Annotated in this window: 19 protein-coding genes; 15 read left to right on the forward strand and 4 right to left on the reverse strand. The window is 73.2% G+C overall.

Annotated features, from left to right (window positions below):
• Positions 1-28: 28 nt before the first annotated feature.
• The 7 genes from sigE (at position 29) to ACFU5J_RS08075 (ending at position 6276) form a co-directional block, all read left to right on the forward strand.
• On the forward strand, positions 29-658 hold the full coding sequence (sigE, locus tag ACFU5J_RS08045; RefSeq protein ID WP_430574904.1) for an RNA polymerase sigma factor SigE: 630 nt from the start codon (positions 29-31) through the stop codon (positions 656-658).
• On the forward strand, positions 655-1644 hold the full coding sequence (locus tag ACFU5J_RS08050) for a zf-HC2 domain-containing protein (RefSeq protein WP_430578377.1): 990 nt from the start codon (positions 655-657) through the stop codon (positions 1642-1644). The genes sigE and ACFU5J_RS08050 overlap by 4 nt, the downstream gene beginning before the upstream one ends.
• Entirely contained in the window at positions 1641-3020 is a 1380-nt protein-coding gene (locus ACFU5J_RS08055) for a S1C family serine protease (protein ID WP_430578378.1), read from the forward strand. The genes ACFU5J_RS08050 and ACFU5J_RS08055 overlap by 4 nt, the downstream gene beginning before the upstream one ends.
• 62 nt (positions 3021-3082) lie before the next feature.
• On the forward strand, positions 3083-3487 hold the full coding sequence (locus ACFU5J_RS08060) for a Sec-independent protein translocase TatB (protein WP_430574907.1): 405 nt from the start codon (positions 3083-3085) through the stop codon (positions 3485-3487).
• Between the two features lie 71 nt (positions 3488-3558).
• Positions 3559-4626, forward strand: coding sequence for a tryptophan--tRNA ligase (gene trpS / locus ACFU5J_RS08065; RefSeq protein ID WP_430574908.1), 1068 nt, complete (start codon positions 3559-3561; stop codon positions 4624-4626).
• The gene (locus ACFU5J_RS08070) at positions 4623-5177 is read left to right on the forward strand and encodes a 2'-5' RNA ligase family protein (protein ID WP_430574909.1); all 555 of its coding nucleotides are present in this window, start codon (positions 4623-4625) and stop codon (positions 5175-5177) included. Before trpS ends, ACFU5J_RS08070 begins: the two co-directional genes overlap by 4 nt.
• 10 nt (positions 5178-5187) lie before the next feature.
• A complete protein-coding gene (locus ACFU5J_RS08075) occupies positions 5188-6276 on the forward strand; it encodes a YihY/virulence factor BrkB family protein (RefSeq protein WP_430574910.1) in 1089 nt (362 codons plus the stop codon).
• Here the strand turns inward: ACFU5J_RS08075 and ACFU5J_RS08080 are convergent.
• The 4 genes from ACFU5J_RS08080 to sdhC are packed head-to-tail and all read right to left on the reverse strand — an operon-like array spanning position 6260 to position 9725.
• Positions 6260-7027 carry a succinate dehydrogenase iron-sulfur subunit gene (locus ACFU5J_RS08080; RefSeq protein ID WP_430574911.1) on the reverse strand — a complete coding sequence of 256 codons (768 nt, stop codon included), beginning with the start codon at positions 7025-7027 and terminating at the stop codon, positions 6260-6262. The two genes, ACFU5J_RS08075 and ACFU5J_RS08080, sit on opposite strands and share 17 nt — an antisense overlap.
• Positions 7027-8862 (reverse strand): succinate dehydrogenase flavoprotein subunit, encoded by a 1836-nt coding sequence (sdhA, locus tag ACFU5J_RS08085; RefSeq protein WP_430578379.1) that lies wholly within the window; start codon positions 8860-8862, stop codon positions 7027-7029. Before sdhA ends, ACFU5J_RS08080 begins: the two co-directional genes overlap by 1 nt.
• Before the next feature lie 15 nt (positions 8863-8877).
• Positions 8878-9342 carry a succinate dehydrogenase hydrophobic membrane anchor subunit gene (locus ACFU5J_RS08090; RefSeq protein ID WP_430574913.1) on the reverse strand — a complete coding sequence of 155 codons (465 nt, stop codon included), beginning with the start codon at positions 9340-9342 and terminating at the stop codon, positions 8878-8880.
• The gene (gene sdhC, locus ACFU5J_RS08095; protein WP_416342102.1) at positions 9342-9725 is read right to left on the reverse strand and encodes a succinate dehydrogenase, cytochrome b556 subunit; all 384 of its coding nucleotides are present in this window, start codon (positions 9723-9725) and stop codon (positions 9342-9344) included. Before sdhC ends, ACFU5J_RS08090 begins: the two co-directional genes overlap by 1 nt.
• 183 nt (positions 9726-9908) lie before the next feature.
• On the opposite strand from sdhC, the gene ACFU5J_RS08100 reads away from it, so the two are divergent.
• From ACFU5J_RS08100 to ACFU5J_RS08135, 8 genes are all read left to right on the forward strand, one after another.
• Complete coding sequence (locus tag ACFU5J_RS08100) at positions 9909-11027, forward strand: mannose-1-phosphate guanylyltransferase (RefSeq protein WP_430574914.1); 1119 nt, start codon at positions 9909-9911, stop codon at positions 11025-11027.
• On the forward strand, positions 11024-12205 hold the full coding sequence (locus tag ACFU5J_RS08105) for an amidohydrolase (RefSeq protein WP_430574915.1): 1182 nt from the start codon (positions 11024-11026) through the stop codon (positions 12203-12205). The genes ACFU5J_RS08100 and ACFU5J_RS08105 overlap by 4 nt, the downstream gene beginning before the upstream one ends.
• A gap of 172 nt (positions 12206-12377) precedes the next feature.
• Positions 12378-13475 carry a BMP family protein gene (locus tag ACFU5J_RS08110; RefSeq protein WP_430574916.1) on the forward strand — a complete coding sequence of 366 codons (1098 nt, stop codon included), beginning with the start codon at positions 12378-12380 and terminating at the stop codon, positions 13473-13475.
• Between the two features lie 177 nt (positions 13476-13652).
• The gene (locus ACFU5J_RS08115) at positions 13653-15197 is read left to right on the forward strand and encodes an ABC transporter ATP-binding protein (protein ID WP_430574917.1); all 1545 of its coding nucleotides are present in this window, start codon (positions 13653-13655) and stop codon (positions 15195-15197) included.
• On the forward strand, positions 15194-16696 hold the full coding sequence (locus ACFU5J_RS08120) for an ABC transporter permease (RefSeq protein WP_430578380.1): 1503 nt from the start codon (positions 15194-15196) through the stop codon (positions 16694-16696). Before ACFU5J_RS08115 ends, ACFU5J_RS08120 begins: the two co-directional genes overlap by 4 nt.
• Positions 16693-17991, forward strand: a complete 1299-nt coding sequence (locus ACFU5J_RS08125) for an ABC transporter permease (RefSeq protein ID WP_430574918.1) — start codon at positions 16693-16695, stop codon at positions 17989-17991. Before ACFU5J_RS08120 ends, ACFU5J_RS08125 begins: the two co-directional genes overlap by 4 nt.
• Before the next feature lie 2 nt (positions 17992-17993).
• On the forward strand, positions 17994-18425 hold the full coding sequence (locus ACFU5J_RS08130; RefSeq protein ID WP_430578381.1) for a cytidine deaminase: 432 nt from the start codon (positions 17994-17996) through the stop codon (positions 18423-18425).
• Complete coding sequence (locus ACFU5J_RS08135; RefSeq protein WP_430578382.1) at positions 18422-19726, forward strand: thymidine phosphorylase; 1305 nt, start codon at positions 18422-18424, stop codon at positions 19724-19726. Before ACFU5J_RS08130 ends, ACFU5J_RS08135 begins: the two co-directional genes overlap by 4 nt.
• The last annotated feature ends 98 nt before the right edge of the window (positions 19727-19824 follow it).

Below are 19824 nucleotides of genomic sequence, written 5' to 3' on the forward strand. Positions count from 1 at the left end.
CGGACGTTGCCGTGGGACGATGGTGATGATGACGACCGACCCCGCTCCCGTGCAGGACGTGCCCGAGGCCCCCGCCGAGGCGGCCTTCGGCGCGCCCGAGGACGCCGCCTGGACGCCCCCCACGTGGGACGAGATCGTGCGCGAGCACTCGGCGCGCGTCTACCGGCTCGCGTACCGGCTGAGCGGCAACCGGCAGGACGCCGAGGACCTGACCCAGGAGACGTTCCTGCGCGTCTTCCGCTCGCTGTCCAGCTATACCCCGGGCACGTTCGAGGGCTGGCTGCACCGCATCACGACCAACCTCTTCCTCGACCAGGTCCGCCGGCGCAAGCGCATCCGCATGGAGGCCATGGGCGACGACGCCGCCCGGGTGGCCGCGCCGGAGGACCACGGCCGACCCGAGCGGGGCTTCGAGCACGCGAACCTGGACCACGACGTGCAGGCCGCGCTCGACGCGCTGCGCCCCGAGTACCGCGCCGCCGTCGTGCTCTGCGACATCGAGGGCCTCAGCTACGAGGAGATCGCCGTCACGCTGGGCATCAAGCTCGGCACGGTCCGCTCCCGCATCCACCGGGCCCGCGCGCAGCTCCGGGACGCGCTGGAGCACCGTCGCGCGGAGGTGACGGCGCGGGACGCGAGCGGTGGGGTGGCGTCGTGACGGGCTACACCGGGAGCGGCCACCTCGGGCCGTGGGTGAGCGACCTCGCCGACGGCCAGCTCGACGTCGCGTCGACCGAGCGCGCGCTCGTGCACGTCGCGGGCTGCGAGCGCTGCGCCGCGGAGCTCGACGCCGCCCGGGCGGCGCACCGCGCCCTCGCCGGGGCCTGCGACGTGGCGCCCGACCCGGCGCTCACGGACCGGCTGCTGGCGCTGTCCGCCTCGATCCCCTCGACGGCGGGCGACCCGCTGCGCGACCGCGGCACCGCGGTCGGCTGGGAGCGGCCCGCCGCCTGGGCCCCGACGCTCTCCGGGCAGCTCGGTGCGCGCCGCCGGCACCGCACGCGGCGCCTCGTCGCCGTCGGCGCGGGCGGGGTGGGCGTGCTCGGTGTGGCGCTCTTCGTGCTGGGCCAGGTCCCGGTCGTGAGCCCTGACCCGTCGCGGGCAGCTGCCCTCACGCTGCTGGCGGGCGCCGAGCCGGTCGGCGCGGGGGACGCGGCCGCCGCGCGCGCGAGCACCGCGGCGTCGCTGGCGTGGCTGTCCGAGCACGGCTGGGCCGCCCCCTCGGCGCTGCCCGCCGGCTACACCATCACCGCCCTGCGCGGCGACGGCTGCACCGCGACCGACGGGTCGTCCACCGGATCGGTGGAGCTGGACGTGTCCGGGCCGGACGGCAACGCCGTCGTGTGCCTGCGCCAGGGCCGGCTCGCGGACCTGGAGGCGGCCGCCGTCGGCGGCACGAGCGTCGCCGGGTCGGGCGCCCTCGAGGTGCGCGACCACGACCTGCGCGTGCTGTCGAGCGACCCGTGGCACGTCGCCTGGCAGTCCGGCGACACGGCGTTCGACCTCGCGTCCGACCTCCCCGCCGACGCGCTCGCCGAGCTCGTCGCCGCGTTCCCGGGCACCTCGACGGGCGACGACGCCGGCGTGCTGGACGAGATCTCCCGCGGCTGGACCACCATGACAGGAGCCCTCTGGCGCCGATGACCGCACCGTCCCGCCCCGACGACGACGACCTGTTCGCCCCGCCCGAGCCGCCGGCGCACCCCGCGGAGCCGGCGCCGCCCGTCGTGCCGGTCGTCCCCGCCCTCCCCGCGTCGCCGTTCCCGCCGACGCTGTCCTCGACGCCCTCGGGCGTGCCGCCCCGGCCCGCCGCGGAGCACGCCGGGCCTGCCGTGGACCACGGCGAGCCGACGGCGACCGCGCTCGGCACGGTGCGCGCCCCCGCCGCGGCGTCGGCGCGCCGCCGCCGCCCGGGCACGGCCGCCGTCGTGGCGCTCGCCCTGGTGGCGGGCGCCGTGGGCGGCTTCGCGGGCGGACGGATCTCCGACGCGCTCGACGACGGTCGGCCCACGGACGCGGCGCTGCCGACGTCCGGCACGGGGAACGCGGCGACGGGTGCCTCCGCGGGGGCCGCGCGCCCCGACGGGTCGGTCGCCGCGCTCGCCGCGGACGTCCTCCCGAGCGTCGTGTCGATCCAGGTGACGGGCGCCGACGGTGTGTCGACCGGCTCCGGGTTCGTGCTGCGCGAGGACGGCTACATCCTCACGAACAACCACGTCGTCGCACCGACGGGCGGCAAGGGCTCGGCCCGCGTGACCTTCTCGGACGGGCGCGAGCGCGACGCGAAGGTCGTCGGGCGCACCGCGGACTACGACCTCGCCGTGATCAAGGTGGACGAGGACGGGCTGGAGCCGCTCGTCCTCGGCGACTCCGACGAGGTGGTCGTCGGCGACCCGGTGCTCGCCGTGGGCGCGCCCCTGGGCCTGGACTCGACCGTGACGACCGGGATCGTCAGCGCGCTGCACCGGCCGGTGCAGGCGGGCGACGAGACCGGGGGAGCGACCACCGCGTTCATCGACGCGATCCAGACCGACGCCGCGATCAACCCGGGGAACTCCGGCGGGCCGCTGATCGACGCCGACGGCGAGGTCGTGGGGATCAACTCGGCGATCGCGCAGCCCCCGGGCGCGCTGGCCGCCACCGGCAACATCGGCCTCGGCTTCGCGATCCCTTCGGCGCAGGCGCGGCACACGGCCGAGCAGCTCATCGAGTCCGGGCACGCCACCTACCCGGTGATCGGGGCCCTGCTCGACACGTCGTACGCGGGCGAGGGCGTCAAGGTCTCCGACGCCTCCCGGCAGGGGCAGGCGGCGGTGACCCCCGACGGCCCCGCCGACCGGGCCGGCATCCGGCCCGGCGACGTGATCCTCTCGGTGGACGGCAGGCCCGTGACCATGAGCGACGCGCTCATCGTGGCCATCCGCGCGCGCCAGCCGGGCGACGCGGTGACGCTGCGCGTGCGCACCGACGGGCAGGAGCGGGACGTGCGCGTCGTGCTGCAGGAGCGCGAGTCCGAGTGACGTCCGGGACCAGGTCCTGGCGCGACGTCCACAGCACCGCCCGCGGGCGTTAGGCTGCTCCCGTGTTCGACATCAACGGCGGTGAGTTCCTCATCATCGTGGTGCTCGCCGTCCTGCTGATCGGACCCGAGCGCCTCCCCGGGTATGCCGCCCAGCTCGCGTCCTTCGTGAAGCGCGGTCGGAGCATGCTCCGGGACGCGAAGGAGCGGGTGGACACCGAGCTCGGGCCGGAGTTCCAGGACGTGGACTGGTCCAAGCTGGACCCCCGCCAGTACGACCCGCGCCGCATCGTGCGCGAGGCGCTGATGGACGACGACGACGACGTACCCGCGCGGGCTCCCGCCCCGGCCGCGGCCGCCGCGGCGACCGCGGGCACGGCCGGCGGTGCCGCGGGCTCCGCCGCGACCAGCACCTCGGACCAGGCGGCGGTCACCGTGCCGGCCCCGTTCGACGACGAGGCCACGTAGCGGTCTCGCCGCGGCCCCGTCCTCCTGGACCGGTTTTCGACCGACCCGGACGACCTGCCACAATGGACGCCATGCCCGACGTCGCCACCTCACCGTCCCCGGAGCGCGGAGCGTCCGCGCCGGGGCTGCCCCGCATCTTCTCCGGCATGCAGCCGACCGACGGGTCGTTGCACCTCGGGAACTACCTGGGCGCGCTGGCCCAGTGGGTGGCCCTCCAGGACGGCCACGAGGCGCTGTACTGCGTCGTCGACCTGCACGCCCTGACGGTGAACCCGGACCCGGCGTCGCTGCGCGAGCGCACCCGCCGCACGGCCGCGCAGTACCTCGCGGGCGGCATCGACCCCGAGCGCTCGATCCTGTTCGTCCAGTCGCACGTGGCCGAGCACGCGGAGCTCGCGTGGCTCCTGTCGTGCCAGACCGGCTTCGGCGAGGCCGGCCGGATGACGCAGTTCAAGGACAAGTCGGCCAAGCAGGGCTCGGACGGCACCACCGTGGGCCTGTTCACGTACCCGGTGCTCATGGCCGCCGACATCCTCCTGTACGACACGGCGCTGGTGCCGGTCGGCGAGGACCAGCGCCAGCACCTCGAGCTCACCCGCGACCTCGCGACGCGGCTGAACGCCCGCTTCGGCGAGGGCACGGCCGTCGTTCCCGAGGCGCACATCGTCAAGGCCGTGGCGAAGATCCAGGACCTGCAGGAGCCCACGGCCAAGATGAGCAAGTCGAACGCGGGCGGCAAGGGCGTCGTCTGGCTGCTCGAGGACCCGAAGAAGGCCGTCAAGGCGATCAAGTCCGCCGTCACGGACGCGGACGAGTCCTACGGCGTGCGCTACGACCCGGTCGCCAAGCCGGGCATCTCCAACCTGCTCACGATCTTCTCGGCCGTCACGGGCCGCGGCGTCGACGAGATCGCCGCCGAGTACGACGGCCGTGGCTACGGCTACCTCAAGGTGGACCTGGCCGACGCCGTCGTCGCCTTCCTCGAGCCGTTCCAGACGCGGGCCCAGACCTACCTGGCGGACCCGGCGCAGCTCGACAAGGTGCTGGCCGACGGCGCGGAGCGCGCGCGGGACATCGCGCGCCCGGTGCTCGACCGGGTCTACGACCGGTTCGGCCTGCTGCCGCGAGGCGCCCGGTGAACTTCCCAGACCGCGGGCCTGCCCAGGTGCGGATCGGCGTCGCCATCGCGGTGCCCGAGCCGTACGGGACGCAGCTCCAGGAGGCGCGGGCGCGGCTCGGCGACCCGCTGGCGAACGCCATCCCGCCGCACATCACGGTGATCGGCCCCACGGTGGTCGACGAGTCGCTGCTCGACGCCGTGGCGGAGCACCTGGAGAAGGTGGCGTCGGAGACGGCGCCCTTCCGGGTGCACCTGCGCGGGGCGGGCACCTTCCGCCCGATCTCGCCGGTCGTGTTCGTGTCGCTGGCCGAGGGCATCGCGGAGTGCGAGCAGCTCGAGACGGCCGCCCGGTCGGGCGTGCTGGCGCAGGACCTGCGGTTCAACTACCACCCGCACGTCACCGTCGCCCACGAGGTCACCGAGGCCGACCTGGACCGCGCCTTCGTCGAGATGGCCGACTTCGACGGGGTGTTCGAGGTGGACCGCCTGTGGCAGTACGAGCACGGCGACGACGGCGTGTGGCGTCCGCAACGCTCGTTCCGGCTCGCGGGGGAGCATTCGGCTCCCTAGGGTCGCGTCTGTGAACGACCGACTCGTGCAGGCCAAGAGCCGGTCCGTCGTCGCGTACCAGTGGTTCAAGAGCCTCCGGCCGGTCCGGGCGTGGTACTGGTACGTCGACCGGCGCGGAGCCCTCCTGTGCGGCGGCATCGCCTACACGGCCATCTTCTCCCTCTTCGCCGCCCTGACGATCGGCTTCACCGTGTTCTCGCGGGTGCTGGCGGGGCGGCCGGAGCTGCAGGAGGAGGTCTTCGAGCAGATCAACGACTGGCTCCCCGGCCTCATCAAGACGAGCCCGGACTCGACGGGCGTCCTCACGCCCAGCGACCTGGTGCTCACCTCCGCGGTCTCGTGGGCGAGCGTCATCGCCGCCGTCGTCTTCCTCTGGACCGCGATCGGGTTCATGCGCGCCCTGCGCATCTCGGTGCGGTCGATGTTCGACCAGCCCGTGGTGGGCGTCAGCCCCGTGCTGTCGAAGGTCTGGGAGCTGCTGGGCTTCGTCATCCTCGGCGCGATGATCGTGGCCTCCGCCGCGGCGAGCATCCTGTCGCAGACGTTCAGCCGTCAGGTCGAGGAGCTGTTCGGGACGTCGTTCCTCGTGGCCCAGCTCACCGCGCTCGGGACGGCCGCGGTCGGGGTCGTGCTCGACGCCCTGCTGGTGTACCTCGTGGTGCGGGTGGTGGCCCGGGTCCGCCCAAGGCGCCGCCGGGACTTCGTCCTCGGGTGCCTCGCGGCCGGGGTCGTCGCGGGGGCGCTGCGGTGGGCGGGGACGTCGGTCGTGGCCGCCGGCGCGGAGCGCAACGCCTTCCTCGCGGCGTTCGCGGGCCTCGTGACCGTGCTCGTGCTGGTGAACTTCGTCGCGCGGGTGCTGCTGCTGATGTGCGCGTGGATCTACGACCCGCCCCGGCTGGACGAGATCGCGCACGCGGAGGCCGAGGTCGCCGCGATGCGGGACGCCGCGGAGATCGAGCGCGTGGTGCGCCGCGGCCAGGGGTCCGGAAAGCCGTGGAGCCCCGTCGTACGCGGGGTACGACGGGGCTCCTACGCCATGCGGATGTCGAGCGTCCGCCGGGTCGGCCGCAGGGGCCGGGGGGTCAGAACGCGCGCGTGATCATGGCGCGCTTGACCTCCTGGATGGCCTTGGTGACCTCGATGCCGCGCGGGCAGGCCTCGGTGCAGTTGAAGGTCGTGCGGCAGCGCCACACGCCCTCCTTGTCGTTGAGGATCTCCAGGCGCTGCGTGGCGCCCTCGTCGCGGCTGTCGAAGATGAACCGGTGCGCGTTGACGATCGCGGCCGGGCCGAAGTACTGCCCGTCGGTCCAGAACACCGGGCAGGACGACGTGCACGCGGCGCACAGGATGCACTTGGTGGTGTCGTCGAAGCGCTCGCGGTCCTCGGCGGACTGGAGCCGCTCGCGGGTCGGCTCGTTCCCGGACGTGATGAGGAACGGCATGATCTCGCGGTAGGAGGCGAAGAACGGCTCCATGTCGACCACGAGGTCCTTGACCACGGGCAGGCCCTTGATGGGCTCGACCGTGATCGGCTTGTCCGGGTTGATGTCCTTGAGGAGCGTCTTGCAGGCCAGGCGGTTGCGGCCGTTGATGCGCATCGCGTCGGAGCCGCACACGCCGTGGGCGCAGGACCGGCGGAACGTCAGGCTCCCGTCCTGCTCCCACTTGATCTTGTGCAGCGCGTCGAGCACGCGGTCCGTGCCGTGCACCTGGACGGTGAAGTCGTCCCAGGTCGACTCCTCGCCGTGCTCCGACTCGGGGTTGTACCGCCGGACGCGGAGCGTGACCTCGAAGCTGGGGATCGCACCGGCCTTCGGCTCGGTGGCGGGGTTCTCGAGAACAGCAGTCATCAGTACTTCCGCTCCATCGGCTCGTAGCGCGTCTGGGTGACGGGCTTGGACCCGAGGACGACCTTGTAGTCCCCGAAGTCCTCGACGTGGTCGAAGTAGCCCGCGACGTGCCCGTCGGCGGCGTCGGAGGCCGACGTCGGACGGCGGTACGCCATCGTGTGCAGCATGTAGTTGGCGTCGTCCCGCGCGGGGAAGTCCTCGCGGTAGTGCCCGCCGCGCGACTCCTTGCGGTTGATCGCCGCGACGACGGTCACCTCGGCGATGTCCAGCAGGAAGCCGAGCTCGATCGCCTCGAGCAGGTCCGTGTTGAACAGCTTGCCCTTGTCCTGCACGGAGACGTTCCGGTACCGCTTCTGCAGCTCGCGGATCTCCGCCAGGGCCTCGTTCAGCGAGTCGCCGGTGCGGAAGACCTGCGCGTTCGCGTCCATGGTCTCCTGGAGCGCCTTGCGGACCTCGGCCACGCGCTCGCCGTCGGGCCGGTCGCGCATCTCCGCGAGCTGGGCCTCGACGCGGGCGGACGGGGCCTCCGGGAGCTCCGCGTGCTGCGCGACCGTCTTGGCGTAGGCGGCGGCCGAGCGGCCGGCGCGCTTGCCGAAGACGTTGATGTCGAGCAGCGAGTTGGTGCCCAGGCGGTTCGAGCCGTGCACGGACACGCACGCGACCTCGCCCGCGGCGTAGAGGCCCTTGACGACGTTGTGGCTGTCGCGGAGCACCTCGCCCTGGATGTTGGTCGGGACGCCGCCCATCGCGTAGTGCGCCGTGGGGTACACGGGCACCGGCTCGGTGTAGGGCTCGATGCCCAGGTAGGTACGCGCGAACTCGGTGATGTCCGGGAGCTTCGCGTCGATGTGCGCGGGCTCCAGGTGCGTCAGGTCGAGCAGCACGTAGTCCTTGTTGGGGCCGGCGCCGCGGCCCTCGCGCACCTCGTTGGCCATCGACCGGGCGACGATGTCGCGCGGCGCGAGGTCCTTGATGGTGGGGGCGTAGCGCTCCATGAAGCGCTCGCCCTCCGAGTTGCGCAGGATGCCGCCCTCGCCGCGGGCCGCCTCCGAGAGGAGGATCCCGAGGCCGGCGAGGCCTGTCGGGTGGAACTGGAAGAACTCCATGTCCTCGAGCGGCAGGCCGCGCCGGTAGGCCAGCGCCATGCCGTCGCCCGTGAGGGTGTGCGCGTTCGACGTGGTCTTGAAGATCTTGCCCGCGCCGCCGGTGGCGAAGATGATCGCCTTCGCCTGGAAGATGTGGATCTCGCCGCTGGCCAGGTCGTAGGCCACGACGCCCGTCGCGTTGACCTCGGCGCCGTCGGCCAGGTCCTCGGTGGTGAGGTCGTGGTCGGTGAGCAGGTCGAGCACGTAGAACTCGTTGTAGAACTCCACCTGCTGCTTCACGCAGTTCTGGTAGAGCGTCTGCAGGATCATGTGGCCGGTGCGGTCCGCGGCGTAGCAGGCGCGGCGCACCGCGGCCTGGCCGTGCTCGCGCGTGTGCCCGCCGAACCGGCGCTGGTCGATGCGACCCTCGGGCGTGCGGTTGAACGGCAGGCCCATCTTCTCCAGGTCGAGGACCGAGTCGATGGCCTCCTTCGCGAGGATCTCCGCAGCGTCCTGGTCGACCAGGTAGTCACCGCCCTTGACGGTGTCGAACGTGTGCCACTCCCAGTTGTCCTCCTCGACGTTCGCGAGGGCCGCCGCCATGCCGCCCTGGGCGGCACCGGTGTGGGAGCGGGTGGGGTAGAGCTTCGAGATGACGGCGGTGCGGGCCTCGCCGGAGGCCTCCAGCGCCGCGCGCATGCCGGCGCCGCCTGCGCCGACGATGACGACGTCGTACTGATGTGTCTGCATCGGGGGAGCCAGTCCTTAGTTCGGGAAGCAGATCGACGGCAGGAGGTCGGCCGGGGCACCCGGCGGGCACGGGTTGAACGTGAAGATCACGAGGGTGCCGAGCACGACGACGATCGTGAACGCCAGGTACAGCAGCACCTTGAGTACGCCGCGCGTCGTGTCGCGCTGGGCGTAGTCGTTGATGATCGTGCGCACGCCGTTGGTGCCGTGGATCATCGCGAGCCACAGCATCAGCAGGTCCCAGACCTGCCAGAACGGGGAGGACCACTTGCCGCCGACGAAGGCGAAGTCGATGGCGTGCACGCCGTCGCCCACCATGAGGTTGACGAACAGGTGCCCGAAGACGAGCACGAGCAGCACGACGCCCGACGCCCGCATGAACACCCAGCTGTACAGCTCGAAGTTGCCGCGGGTGGTCTTGCGACGCGTGTACGGGGACCGCGGGGCGGCGATCGCGGACGGGGTCTGGGTCTGAGCCATCAGTGCCCACCTCCGAAGACGTTCATGAGGTGCCGCGGCAGGAAGCCGGCCATGGTCACGACGAACAGGCCGACGACGACCCAGAGCATGGCCTTCTGGTACTTCGGGCCCTTGGCCCAGAAGTCGACCAGGATCACGCGGATGCCGTTGAACGCGTGGAAGACGATCGCGGCCACGAGGCCGGCCTCCCCGAGTCCCATGATCGGCGTCTGGTACGTCCCGATCACGGCGTTGTAGGCCTCGGGCGACACCCGGACCAGCGCTGTGTCCAGGATGTGCACGAGCAGGAAGAAGAAGATGAGCACGCCGGTCACGCGGTGCGCGACCCAGGACCACATGCCTTCACGGCCGCGGTAGAGCGTGCCAGCAGGTGCTGTAGGCACGGGGGGAGCCTCCGTTGGCGGATTCTGTGTGGATTCCGTTCACGGCCACTGTAGTGACATCCGGTCGGCTCCTGGCGCACGAGATCCGGCAAACCGGGACGCCCCGGGGCGTTTCGTGACCCATCCCACAGGGTTGACGTCGCGCGAGCCGCCGCCGTCAGCACGCGTCACTATGCTGCGGACATGACTTCCCGACCCGTCCCCGGGTTCTTCGCCGTGGTCCCGGCGGGGGGCGCGGGCACCCGCCTGTGGCCGCTGTCCCGGGCGGGCGCGCCCAAGTTCCTGCACGACCTCACCGGCGCCGGCCGCACCCTGCTGCAGGGCACGGTCGACCGGCTGCAGCCGCTGACCGGCCCCGGCGGGGTGGTCCTCGTCACGGGGGAGCAGCACGTGGCCGCGGCGCGCGAGCAGCTCCCCGAGCTCGGCGACGACGCCGTGCTCGCCGAGCCGTCCCCGCGCGACTCGATGGCGGCCATCGGCCTCGCGGCCGCCGTGCTCGAGCAGCGGCACGGGGACGTCGTCGTCGGCTCGTTCGCGGCCGACCAGGTCGTGTCCGGCTCGGCGGCCTTCGACGGCGCCGTGCGGGAGGCGGTCGAGGCCGCGCGCGCGGGCTACGTCGCGACGATCGGGATCGCGGCCTCGCGCCCGTCCGTGGCGTTCGGCTACGTGCGCAGCGGCGACCCGCTCGGCGTCGAGGGCGCGCCGAGCGCGCTGCACGCGCGCGGCTTCACCGAGAAGCCGGACGCCACGACGGCCCGGGCGTACGTGGCCTCCGGCGAGTACCGCTGGAACGCCGGCATCTTCGTCGCCCGCTCGTCCGTCCTCCTCGGGCACCTCGCCCGCCTGCGGCCCGCCCTGCACGACGGCCTGCGCACGGTCGCCGCGGCGTGGGACACGCCGCGGCGCGCCGAGGTCGTCGCCCAGGTGTGGCCCGGCCTGGAGAAGATCGCGATCGACCACGCCGTGGCCGAGCCGGTGGCCGCCGAGGGCGGCGTCGCCGTCGTGCCCGGCACGTTCGGCTGGGACGACGTCGGCGACTTCAACTCGCTCGCGGCCCTCCTGCCGTCGGACGACGACAGCGGGTCCAAGGTGCTCGGCGACCCCGCCGACGTCGTGCGCGTGCAGTCGGCCGGCTCGGTCGTCGTCCCCGGCGGAGACCGCCTCGTGACGCTGCTGGGCATCGACGACGTCGTCGTGGTGGACACCCCGGACGCCCTGCTCGTCACCACCCGGGCCCGCGCCCAGCAGGTGCGCAGCATGGTGGACGCCGTCCGCGCCCAGGGGCGGGAGGACCTGCTGTGAGCGCGGGGGAGCGCCTCGACGCCGCCGTGGCCGCCCTCGAGGCGGAGCTGATCGACGTCCGGCGCGACGTGCACGCGCACCCGGAGCTCGCGCGCGAGGAGGTGCGCACCACCGCCCTGGTGGCCGACCGGCTGCGCGCCGCCGGGCTCGAGCCCCGCCTGCTGGAGGGCACGGGGCTCGTCTGCGACATCGGGCCGGAGCGCTCGGCCGACGGCCGCGGCCGGGTGGCCCTGCGCGCCGACATCGACGCGCTGCCGCTCGACGACTCCTGCGGGCTGCCGTTCCGCTCCGTGGTGCCGGGCGTCGCGCACGCCTGCGGTCACGACGTGCACACCACCGTCGTGCTGGGCGCCGGTCTCGCCCTGGCGGCGCTGGCCGACGAGGGCCTGCTCGAGCGCGGCGTGCGGCTCGTCTTCCAGCCGGCCGAGGAGGTCATGCCGGGCGGCGCGCACGACGTCATCGCCCAGGGCGTGCTCGACGGCGTGGACCGCATCGCGGCCGTGCACTGCGAGCCCAAGCTCGACGTCGGGCAGATCGGCACCCGCATCGGGCCGATCACGTCGGCGTCGGACACCGTGACGGTGACCCTGTCGTCGACCGGCGGCCACACCTCGCGCCCCCACCTGACCGGCGACGTCGTGTACGCGCTGGGCCAGGTCATCACCCAGGTGCCCGCCGTGCTGGGCCGGCGCCTCGACCCGCGCTCGGGCGTGAACCTCACGTGGGGCGCCGTGCACGCGGGCAACGCGCACAACGCGATCCCGGCCACGGGCACCGTGGGCGGCACGCTGCGCTGCCTCGACGTGCGCGCGTGGGAGCGGGCAGGCCAGGTGCTGCACGACGCGGTCGAGCAGGTCGTGGCCCCGTACGAGGTGGACGTGACGGTGCGGCACGCGCGCGGCGTCCCGCCGGTCGACAACGACGCGGCGGTGACGGGCGCGCTCGAGGCGGCGGGGGAGGCGGTGCTCGGGCCCGACGGCGTGGTGCTCACGGAGCAGTCGCTGGGCGGCGAGGACTTCGCCTGGTACCTCACCAAGGCGCCGGGGGCGATGGCGCGGCTGGGCACCGCGACGCCGGGGGAGCGGCGCTACGACATCCACCGCGGCGACCTGGTGGTCGACGAGCGGTCGATCGCCATCGGGGCCCGCCTGCTGGGACGTTTCGCGTTGCAGCCCTGAGGCACCGGAAAGTTGCCTGCGTGTTCCCGTCAGGTGCCGCGTCGATACCGCTTCGGTAACGACTCCTGCAGGTTCACCGCTTGCGGTTCTCGGCGCGGTCGCCGATGACTAGGCTCACGTCGGTGACGGGCCGGACGATCCTGGCCCGACGATCGATCGACAGGAGCGACAGGTGAAGAGAGCGATCCAGCTCACCGCCCTCGCCGGCGTCGCCGCGCTCGCGCTGGCGGCCTGTGCGGAGGCCCCGGAGGAGTCCGGCGGGTCGGGCAGCGGCACCGCCGCGGCGAGCGACTTCAAGCCGTGCATCGTCTCGGACCAGGGCGGGTTCGACGACAAGAGCTTCAACCAGCTGAGCTTCGAGGGCGCGCAGCAGGCCGCCGAGGAGCTCGGGACCAAGCTCGTCTCGGTCCAGTCGCAGTCGGAGAGCGACTTCAAGCCGAACCTCGAGTCCCTCGTCGGGCAGAACTGCAACACGATCGTGTCGGTCGGCTTCGCGCTCTCCGCCGCGACCATCGAGTCGGCGAACGCCAACACGGAGACCGAGTACATCATCGTCGACGACGCCGCGGACGCGGACTTCGACGGCAAGACGGACGCCCCGAACATCAAGCCGCTCCTCTACGACACCGCGCAGGCCGCGTTCCTCGCGGGCTACCTGTCGGCGGGCTACTCGGAGGCGGGCAAGGTCGGCACCTTCGGCGGTCAGCCGTACCCGACCGTGACCATCTTCATGGACGGCTTCAAGCAGGGCGTCGAGTACTACAACGAGACCAAGGGCACCAAGGTCGAGGTCGTCGGCTTCTCCGGTGGCGAGGAGGGCTCGTTCACGGGCGGCTTCGAGGCCAACGAGACCGCGAAGACCACGGCGCAGAACATCATCGACCAGGGCGTGGACGTGCTCCTGCCCGTCGGTGGCCCGATCTACCAGTCCGCCATCGCGGCGATCCAGGACTCCGGCAAGGACATCGCCCTCATCGGTGTCGACGCCGACTTCTACGAGTCCGACCCGTCGACCCAGGACTACGTCCTGACGTCGATCCTCAAGAAGATGGACGTCTCGACGCACGACGCCGTCCTGGCCGCCGGCAAGGGCAGCTTCGACCCGACGACGTACATCGGCACCCTCGAGAACGGCGGCGTCGGCATCGCCCCGCTGCACAACTTCGAGGACAAGGTCGACCCCGCCCTCATGGACGAGGTCAAGGACCTGCAGCAGAAGATCATCGACGGCGACGTGACGGTCAAGTCGTACCTCTCCGGCCAGGAGTGACCGACCGCTCGACACACCGATGACGCTCGTGCGCGGGCCCCGCGGGAACACCCCGGGGCCCGCGCACGACGTATGCGGGGCGGCGACGACGCCGCCCCGGTGAGAGGCTGACGACGGTACGTCGATCCTGGCCACCGACGACTCCTCGACTGATCCTCGAAGGACGAAAGGCAGAGCATGAGGCTCGAGCTACGAGGCATCACGAAGCGCTTCGGCGCGCTCGTGGCGAACGACCACATCGACCTGGTGGTGCAGCCGGGCGAGATCCACTGCTTGCTGGGCGAGAACGGCGCCGGCAAGTCCACCCTGATGAACGTGCTTTACGGCCTGTACCAGGCCGACGAGGGCGAGATCCTCCTGGACGACGAGGTCCAGGCGTTCGAGGGGCCGGGCGACGCGATGGCGGCCGGCATCGGCATGGTCCACCAGCACTTCATGCTCGTCCCGGTGTTCACCGTGGCCGAGAACGTCATGCTCGGGCACGAGTCGACGCGGTCCGGCGGGGTGCTCGACCTGGACAGCGCGCGCAGCCGGGTCACGGAGATCGCGGGCCGGTTCGGCTTCCACGTCGACCCCGACGCGGTCGTCGAGGACCTCCCCGTGGGCGTGCAGCAGCGGGTCGAGATCATCAAGGCGCTGTCGCGCGACGCGGACGTGCTGGTCTTCGACGAGCCGACCGCCGTGCTGACGCCCCAGGAGACCGACGAGCTGATGGCGATCATGCGCCAGCTGCGGGACGAGGGCGCCGCGATCGTCTTCATCACGCACAAGCTGCGCGAGGTCCGGGCCGTCGCCGACCGCATCACGGTCGTGCGACACGGCAAGATCGTCGGCGAGGCCAGCCCCACCGCGACGGACGGCGAGCTCGCCTCCCTCATGGTGGGCCGCGCCGTCGAGCTGACGGTGAGCAAGGACGCGCCGCGCCCCACGGACCACGCGCTCGAGGTCGCGGACCTGCGGGTCGAGGGCTCCGACGGCCAGGTGCTGGTGGACGACGTGACCTTCACCGTCCGCGGCGGCGAGGTGCTCGTCGTCGCCGGCGTGCAGGGCAACGGGCAGACCGAGCTCACCGAGGCGCTGGTCGGCCTTCAGCCCGCGGTGACCGGCAGCGTCCGGCTGGACGGCACGGAGCTCGTGGGCCGGTCCGTGCGCCGCATCCTCGACGCGGGTGTCGGCTTCGTCCCCGAGGACCGCAACGAGGACGGCCTGGTGGGCGAGTTCACCATCGCCGAGAACCTCGTGCTGGACCGCACCGACGGACCGCCGTTCGTGCGGCGCGGGGCGCTGCAGCTCGCCGTCCGCGACGAGTTCGCCCGCGAGAAGGTCGCGGAGTTCGACGTGCGCACGCAGGGCATCGAGACCCGCGTGGGCCGCCTGTCGGGCGGCAACCAGCAGAAGGTCGTCCTCGCGCGCGAGCTCTCCCGCGAGCTGAGCCTGCTGGTCGCGGCCCAGCCGACCCGGGGCGTCGACGTCGGGTCGATCGAGTTCATCCACAAGCGGATCGTCGAGACCCGGGACACGGGCATCCCCGTGGTGGTGGTGTCCACCGAGCTCGACGAGGCCGTCGCCCTCGCCGACCGGATCATGGTCATGTACCGCGGCCGGGTGGTCGGCATCGTCCCGGCGACGACCCCGCGCGACGTGCTCGGCCTCATGATGGCCGGCGTCGCGCCCGAGGACGCGTCGCCGACGGGTCCCGAGAACGAAGGAGACGCGGCGTGAGCGGCGAGACGCCCCGGCCCGACGGCGCGGAGCCGGACGGCACCGCCCCGGGCACCCCCGGCACCGAGGGCACCGGCAGCGGGAGCACCGGCACCGAGAGCACGACGAACGGCACCGCGCCCGACCTGGCCGCCGCCGACGTCGACCCCGACTCGCCGCTGGGCGAGGCGATCGACGCGGTCGACGCCGAGGCGGAGCCCGGGCTCGCGGAGGAGCTCGAGCAGGAGGTCGCGCGGGTCGCGGCCCCCGCGGTGGAGGACTCCGGCGACCGGTGGCGCGACGCGATGCGCCGGGCGACGTCCGGTGGCTGGGTCGTGGCGCTCGGCGCCATCGTCCTGGCGATCGTCGCCGGCTCGATCCTCATCATCGTGACCGACGAGAACGTGCTCGCCGCGGCGCCGTACTTCTTCTCGCGGCCGAGCGACACGCTCAGCGCGATCGGCCAGGCCGTGGGCGGCGCCTACTCCGCGCTGTTCCAGGGCGCGGTCTACAACTTCGGCGCGGACTCGTTCGCGCAGGGCATCCGCCCGCTGACGCAGACGCTGACGAACGCCACGCCGCTCATCGCGGCCGGCCTCGGCGTCGCGCTGGCGTTCCGCGCGGGCCTGTTCAACATCGGTGGTCAGGGGCAGATGCTCATGGCCGCGACCGCCGCCGGCTGGATCGGCTTCGGCGTCACCGGGCTGCCGTTCCCGTGGCACATGCTGCTGTGCCTCGTGGCCGGCATCGCCGCGGGCGCCCTGTGGGCCGGGATCGCCGGCCTGCTCAAGGCACGCACGGGCGCTCACGAGGTGATCGTCACGATCATGCTCAACTACGTGGCGTTCTACCTGCTGTCGTACTTCCTCGCGACGCCGGGGCTCATGCAGGCCCCGGGCTCCGCGAACCCGAAGACGCCGCCGATGCAGGACTCGGCCGTGCTGCCGCCGCTGCTCGGCCCGTCGTACAACCTGCACTGGGGCTTCGTGCTGTCGCTCGTCGCCGTCGTCGGCGTGTGGTGGCTGCTCAACCGGTCCAGCGCCGGCTTCGCGTTCCGCGCGGTGGGGGAGAACCCCAAGGCCGCGCGGGTCGCGGGCATCGACGTCTCGCGCACCACGGTGCTCGTCATGCTCTTCGCCGGTGGCCTGGTCGGCCTCGCGGGCGTCCAGCAGGTGCTGGGCACCGTGACCACCGGCTTCAGCGTCGACATCGACGCGGGCATCGGCTTCGACGCGATCACCGTCGCGCTGCTCGGTGGCTCGTCGCCGTGGGGCGTGCTCGGCGCCGGCATCCTGTTCGGCGGCTTCAAGGCCGGCGGCTCGGCGATGCAGGCCGCGCAGGGCATCCCCATCGAGATCGTGCTCGTCGTGCAGTCCCTGATCGTGCTGTTCATCGCGGCGCCGCCGCTGGTGCGGGCGATCTTCCGGCTGCCGCAGCCCGACCGCACACCCCGCCGGCGTGAGACCCGCCGCGACCGCCGCCGCGCCGCGGCCGCCGCCACCGAGGAGGGACGGGCATGACCGCCACGACCGTCGACGCGGCGGGCCCCGCCGCCACCGAGTCCGCGCCGCGCACCGTGGCCAGGGTGTCGTGGAAGGCCGTCGTCGGCCTCGCGGTCGTCCTCGCCCTGTACGCGCTGCTCCTGCTGCTGGCGCCCCACGAGGGCGACGCGCGGTTCGCGCTCTCGACCAGCAACGACTTCGTCGTCCTGCCCACGATCGTGGTGCCGGCGCTGCCGACCGCGTGGGCCTGCGGGGCGATCGGGCTGCTCGTGCTGCTGTTCGCCGTCGTCCGCACGCGCGCCGGTCGGAGGGTGCCCGCCTGGGCCATCGCGGTCTTCGCGGCCGCGCTGCTGGTGGGCTTCCTCGCCTGGGCCGCCGCGGGCAGCCCGCGCGACCTGTCGGTCGTCGGCCTGCTGGGCGGCGCCGTCGGCCTCGCCGTGCCGCTCGTGTACGGCGCCCTCGGCGGCGTCGTGGGCGAGCGCGCCGGCGTCGTGAACATCGCCATCGAGGGCCAGCTGCTCGCGGGGGCGTTCGTCGCCGCGATCGTCGGCTCGCTGACGAACAGCCCGTGGGCGGGCCTGTTCGCGGCCGTGGTCGCGAGCGCGCTGGTGGCGCTCGTGCTGGGCGTCTTCACCATCACCTACAAGGTGAACCAGGTGATCGTGGGCGTGGTGCTCAACGTGCTGGTGATCGGCCTGACGAGCTTCTTCTACTCCGAGGTGCTCGTCCCCAACGCCGAGACGCTCAACTCGACCACCCGCTTCGAGCGCCTGCCGATCCCGCTGCTCTCGCGCATCCCGATCATCGGGCCGGTCCTGTTCAACCAGACCATCGTCGTGTACCTGATGTTCGTCGCGGTCGCCGCGGTCTGGTACGCCCTGTTCCGCACCCGCTGGGGGCTGCGCGTCCGCGCGGTGGGCGAGCACCCGAAGGCGGCGGACACGGTCGGCATCGACGTGCTGCGCACCCGCTACCGTGCCGTCCTCATCGGCGGCGCCGTGGTCGGCTTCGGCGGCGCGTTCTACACCGTGGTGTCGATCAACCAGTTCGGCCGCGAGATGACGGCGGGCGCGGGCTTCATCGCCCTCGCCGCGGTCATCTTCGGCAAGTGGGACCCGTTGCGGGCGGCCCTCGCGGGCCTGCTGTTCGGCTTCGCCACGAACCTGCAGAACGTGCTGTCCGTGGTCGGCTCGCCCGTGCCGAGCCAGTTCATGCTGATGCTCCCGTACGTGGTGACCCTGCTGGCCGTGGCCGGCCTGGTCGGCAAGTCCCGGGCGCCCGCGGCGTCGGGCACCCCCTACACCAAGGAGTAGCCGTGCCCGAGCCGTCGATCGACTGGGACGCCCTGCGCGCCGCGGCGCGCGACGTGGTCGGCCGCGCGTACGCGCCCTACTCGGCGTTCCCCGTGGGCGCCGCGGCACTGGTCGACGACGGCCGGGTGGTGGTGGGCTGCAACGTGGAGAACGCCGCCTACGGGGTGACGCTCTGCGCCGAGTGCTCGCTGGTGTCCGCGCTCGTCACGGGCGGGGGCGGCCGCCTGGTCGCCTTCACCTGCGTGGACGGCGCCGGCGAGCTGCTGATGCCCTGCGGGCGGTGCCGCCAGCTGCTGTGGGAGCACGGCGGACCGGCGCTGCTCGTGGAGACCGCGCGCGGCGTCGTGCCGATGGCCGAGGTGCTGCCGGACGCGTTCGGCGCGCCCGACCTGGACCGGCGGCGCACCAGCGAACGAGAGGGCAGCGGAGCATGAGCACCACGCCGGGGAACGAGCCGTTCGACGCCGTCGACGTCATCCGGACCAAGCGGGACGGAGGGGCGCTCGAGGCCGCGCAGATCGACTGGGTCGTCGACGCCTACACCCGCGGCGCCGTCGCGGAGGAGCAGATGTCGGCCCTCGCGATGGCGATCCTCCTGCGGGGCATGACCCGGCCGGAGGTGGCGCGCTGGACGGGCGCCATGATCGCGTCCGGCGAGCGGATGGACTTCTCCGGCCTGTCGCGCCCCACGGCGGACAAGCACTCCACGGGCGGCGTGGGCGACAAGATCACGCTGCCGCTCGCGCCCCTGGTGGCGTCGTTCGGCGTGGCGGTGCCGCAGCTCTCGGGCCGCGGGCTGGGACACACCGGCGGCACGCTGGACAAGCTGGAGGCGATCCCGGGCTGGCGCGCGTCGCTGAGCAACGCGGAGCTGATGGACCAGCTCGAGGACGTCGGCGCGGTGGTCTGCGCGGCGGGGGCGGGCCTGGCCCCTGCGGACAAGAAGCTCTACGCGCTGCGCGACGTGACGGGCACGGTGGAGTCGGTGCCCCTCATCGCGAGCTCGATCATGAGCAAGAAGATCGCGGAGGGCACCGGCGCGCTCGTGCTCGACGTCAAGGTGGGCTCCGGCGCCTTCATGAAGGACCTGGCCGCCGCCCGAGAGCTCGCCCGCACGATGGTCGACCTCGGCACGGACGCCGGGGTGCGGACCGTCGCGCTGCTCACCGACATGCAGGTGCCGCTCGGGCGCACCGCGGGCAACGCGCTCGAGGTCCGTGAGTCGGTGGAGGTGCTCGACGGCGGCGGCCCCGCCGACGTCGTCGACCTCACCGTCGCGCTGGCCGTCGAGATGCTCGCCGGAGCGGGCCGACCCGTGCCGGAGGCCGAGGTACGCGCGGCGCTCGCCGACGGGCGCGCCAAGGACGTCTGGCGCCGCATGATCGCCGCGCAGGGCGGCGACCCCGACGCGCCGCTGCCGGTCGCGGCGCACCGCCGGGACGTGGTCGCGGACCGCGCCGGGGTCGTGTCGCGCCTCGACGCTTACGCCGTCGGCCTCGCCGCGTGGCGGCTCGGCGCGGGCCGGTCCCGGCGCGAGGACCCGGTGCAGGCCGGCGCCGGGGTCGAGATCCACGCCCGGCCCGGCGAGCGCGTCGACGCCGGGCAACCGGTCCTCACGCTGCACACGGACACCCCCGAGCGCTTCGACCGCGCCCTGGCCGCCCTCGACGGGCACTGGGCGGTCGACGACGCGGCGGTGGCGCCGGCCGCGCTCGTCCTGGACCGGATCGGCTGAGCCGGACGGCGGGGGCGGAGGCGGTGCCGGGCACGGTGGCGAGCCTGCCGGGGCGGCTGCGCGTCAGCGACGCGCTCGCCGCGGTGGGCGCGTTCGCG

Origin of the sequence: Isoptericola sp. NPDC057559 (genome assembly GCF_042801555.1) — a bacterium.
Taxonomy (GTDB): Bacteria; Actinomycetota; Actinomycetes; order Actinomycetales; family Cellulomonadaceae; genus Isoptericola.

Bases quoted from the DNA above. Each gene is read 5' to 3' on its own strand.
- ACFU5J_RS08115 (WP_430574917.1), top strand. From the start codon at position 13,653: ATGAGGCTCGAGCTACGAGGCATCACGAAGCGCTTCGGCGCGCTCGTG.
- sdhA (WP_430578379.1), bottom strand. From the start codon at position 8,862: ATGCAGACACATCAGTACGACGTCGTCATCGTCGGCGCAGGCGGCGCC.
- ACFU5J_RS08100 (WP_430574914.1), top strand. From the start codon at position 9,909: ATGACTTCCCGACCCGTCCCCGGGTTCTTCGCCGTGGTCCCGGCGGGG.
- ACFU5J_RS08055 (WP_430578378.1), top strand. From the start codon at position 1,641: ATGACCGCACCGTCCCGCCCCGACGACGACGACCTGTTCGCCCCGCCC.
- ACFU5J_RS08135 (WP_430578382.1), top strand. From the start codon at position 18,422: ATGAGCACCACGCCGGGGAACGAGCCGTTCGACGCCGTCGACGTCATC.
- ACFU5J_RS08090 (WP_430574913.1), bottom strand. From the start codon at position 9,342: ATGGCTCAGACCCAGACCCCGTCCGCGATCGCCGCCCCGCGGTCCCCG.
- ACFU5J_RS08080 (WP_430574911.1), bottom strand. From the start codon at position 7,027: ATGACTGCTGTTCTCGAGAACCCCGCCACCGAGCCGAAGGCCGGTGCG.
- trpS (WP_430574908.1), top strand. From the start codon at position 3,559: ATGCCCGACGTCGCCACCTCACCGTCCCCGGAGCGCGGAGCGTCCGCG.
- sigE (WP_430574904.1), top strand. From the start codon at position 29: ATGACGACCGACCCCGCTCCCGTGCAGGACGTGCCCGAGGCCCCCGCC.
- ACFU5J_RS08125 (WP_430574918.1), top strand. From the start codon at position 16,693: ATGACCGCCACGACCGTCGACGCGGCGGGCCCCGCCGCCACCGAGTCC.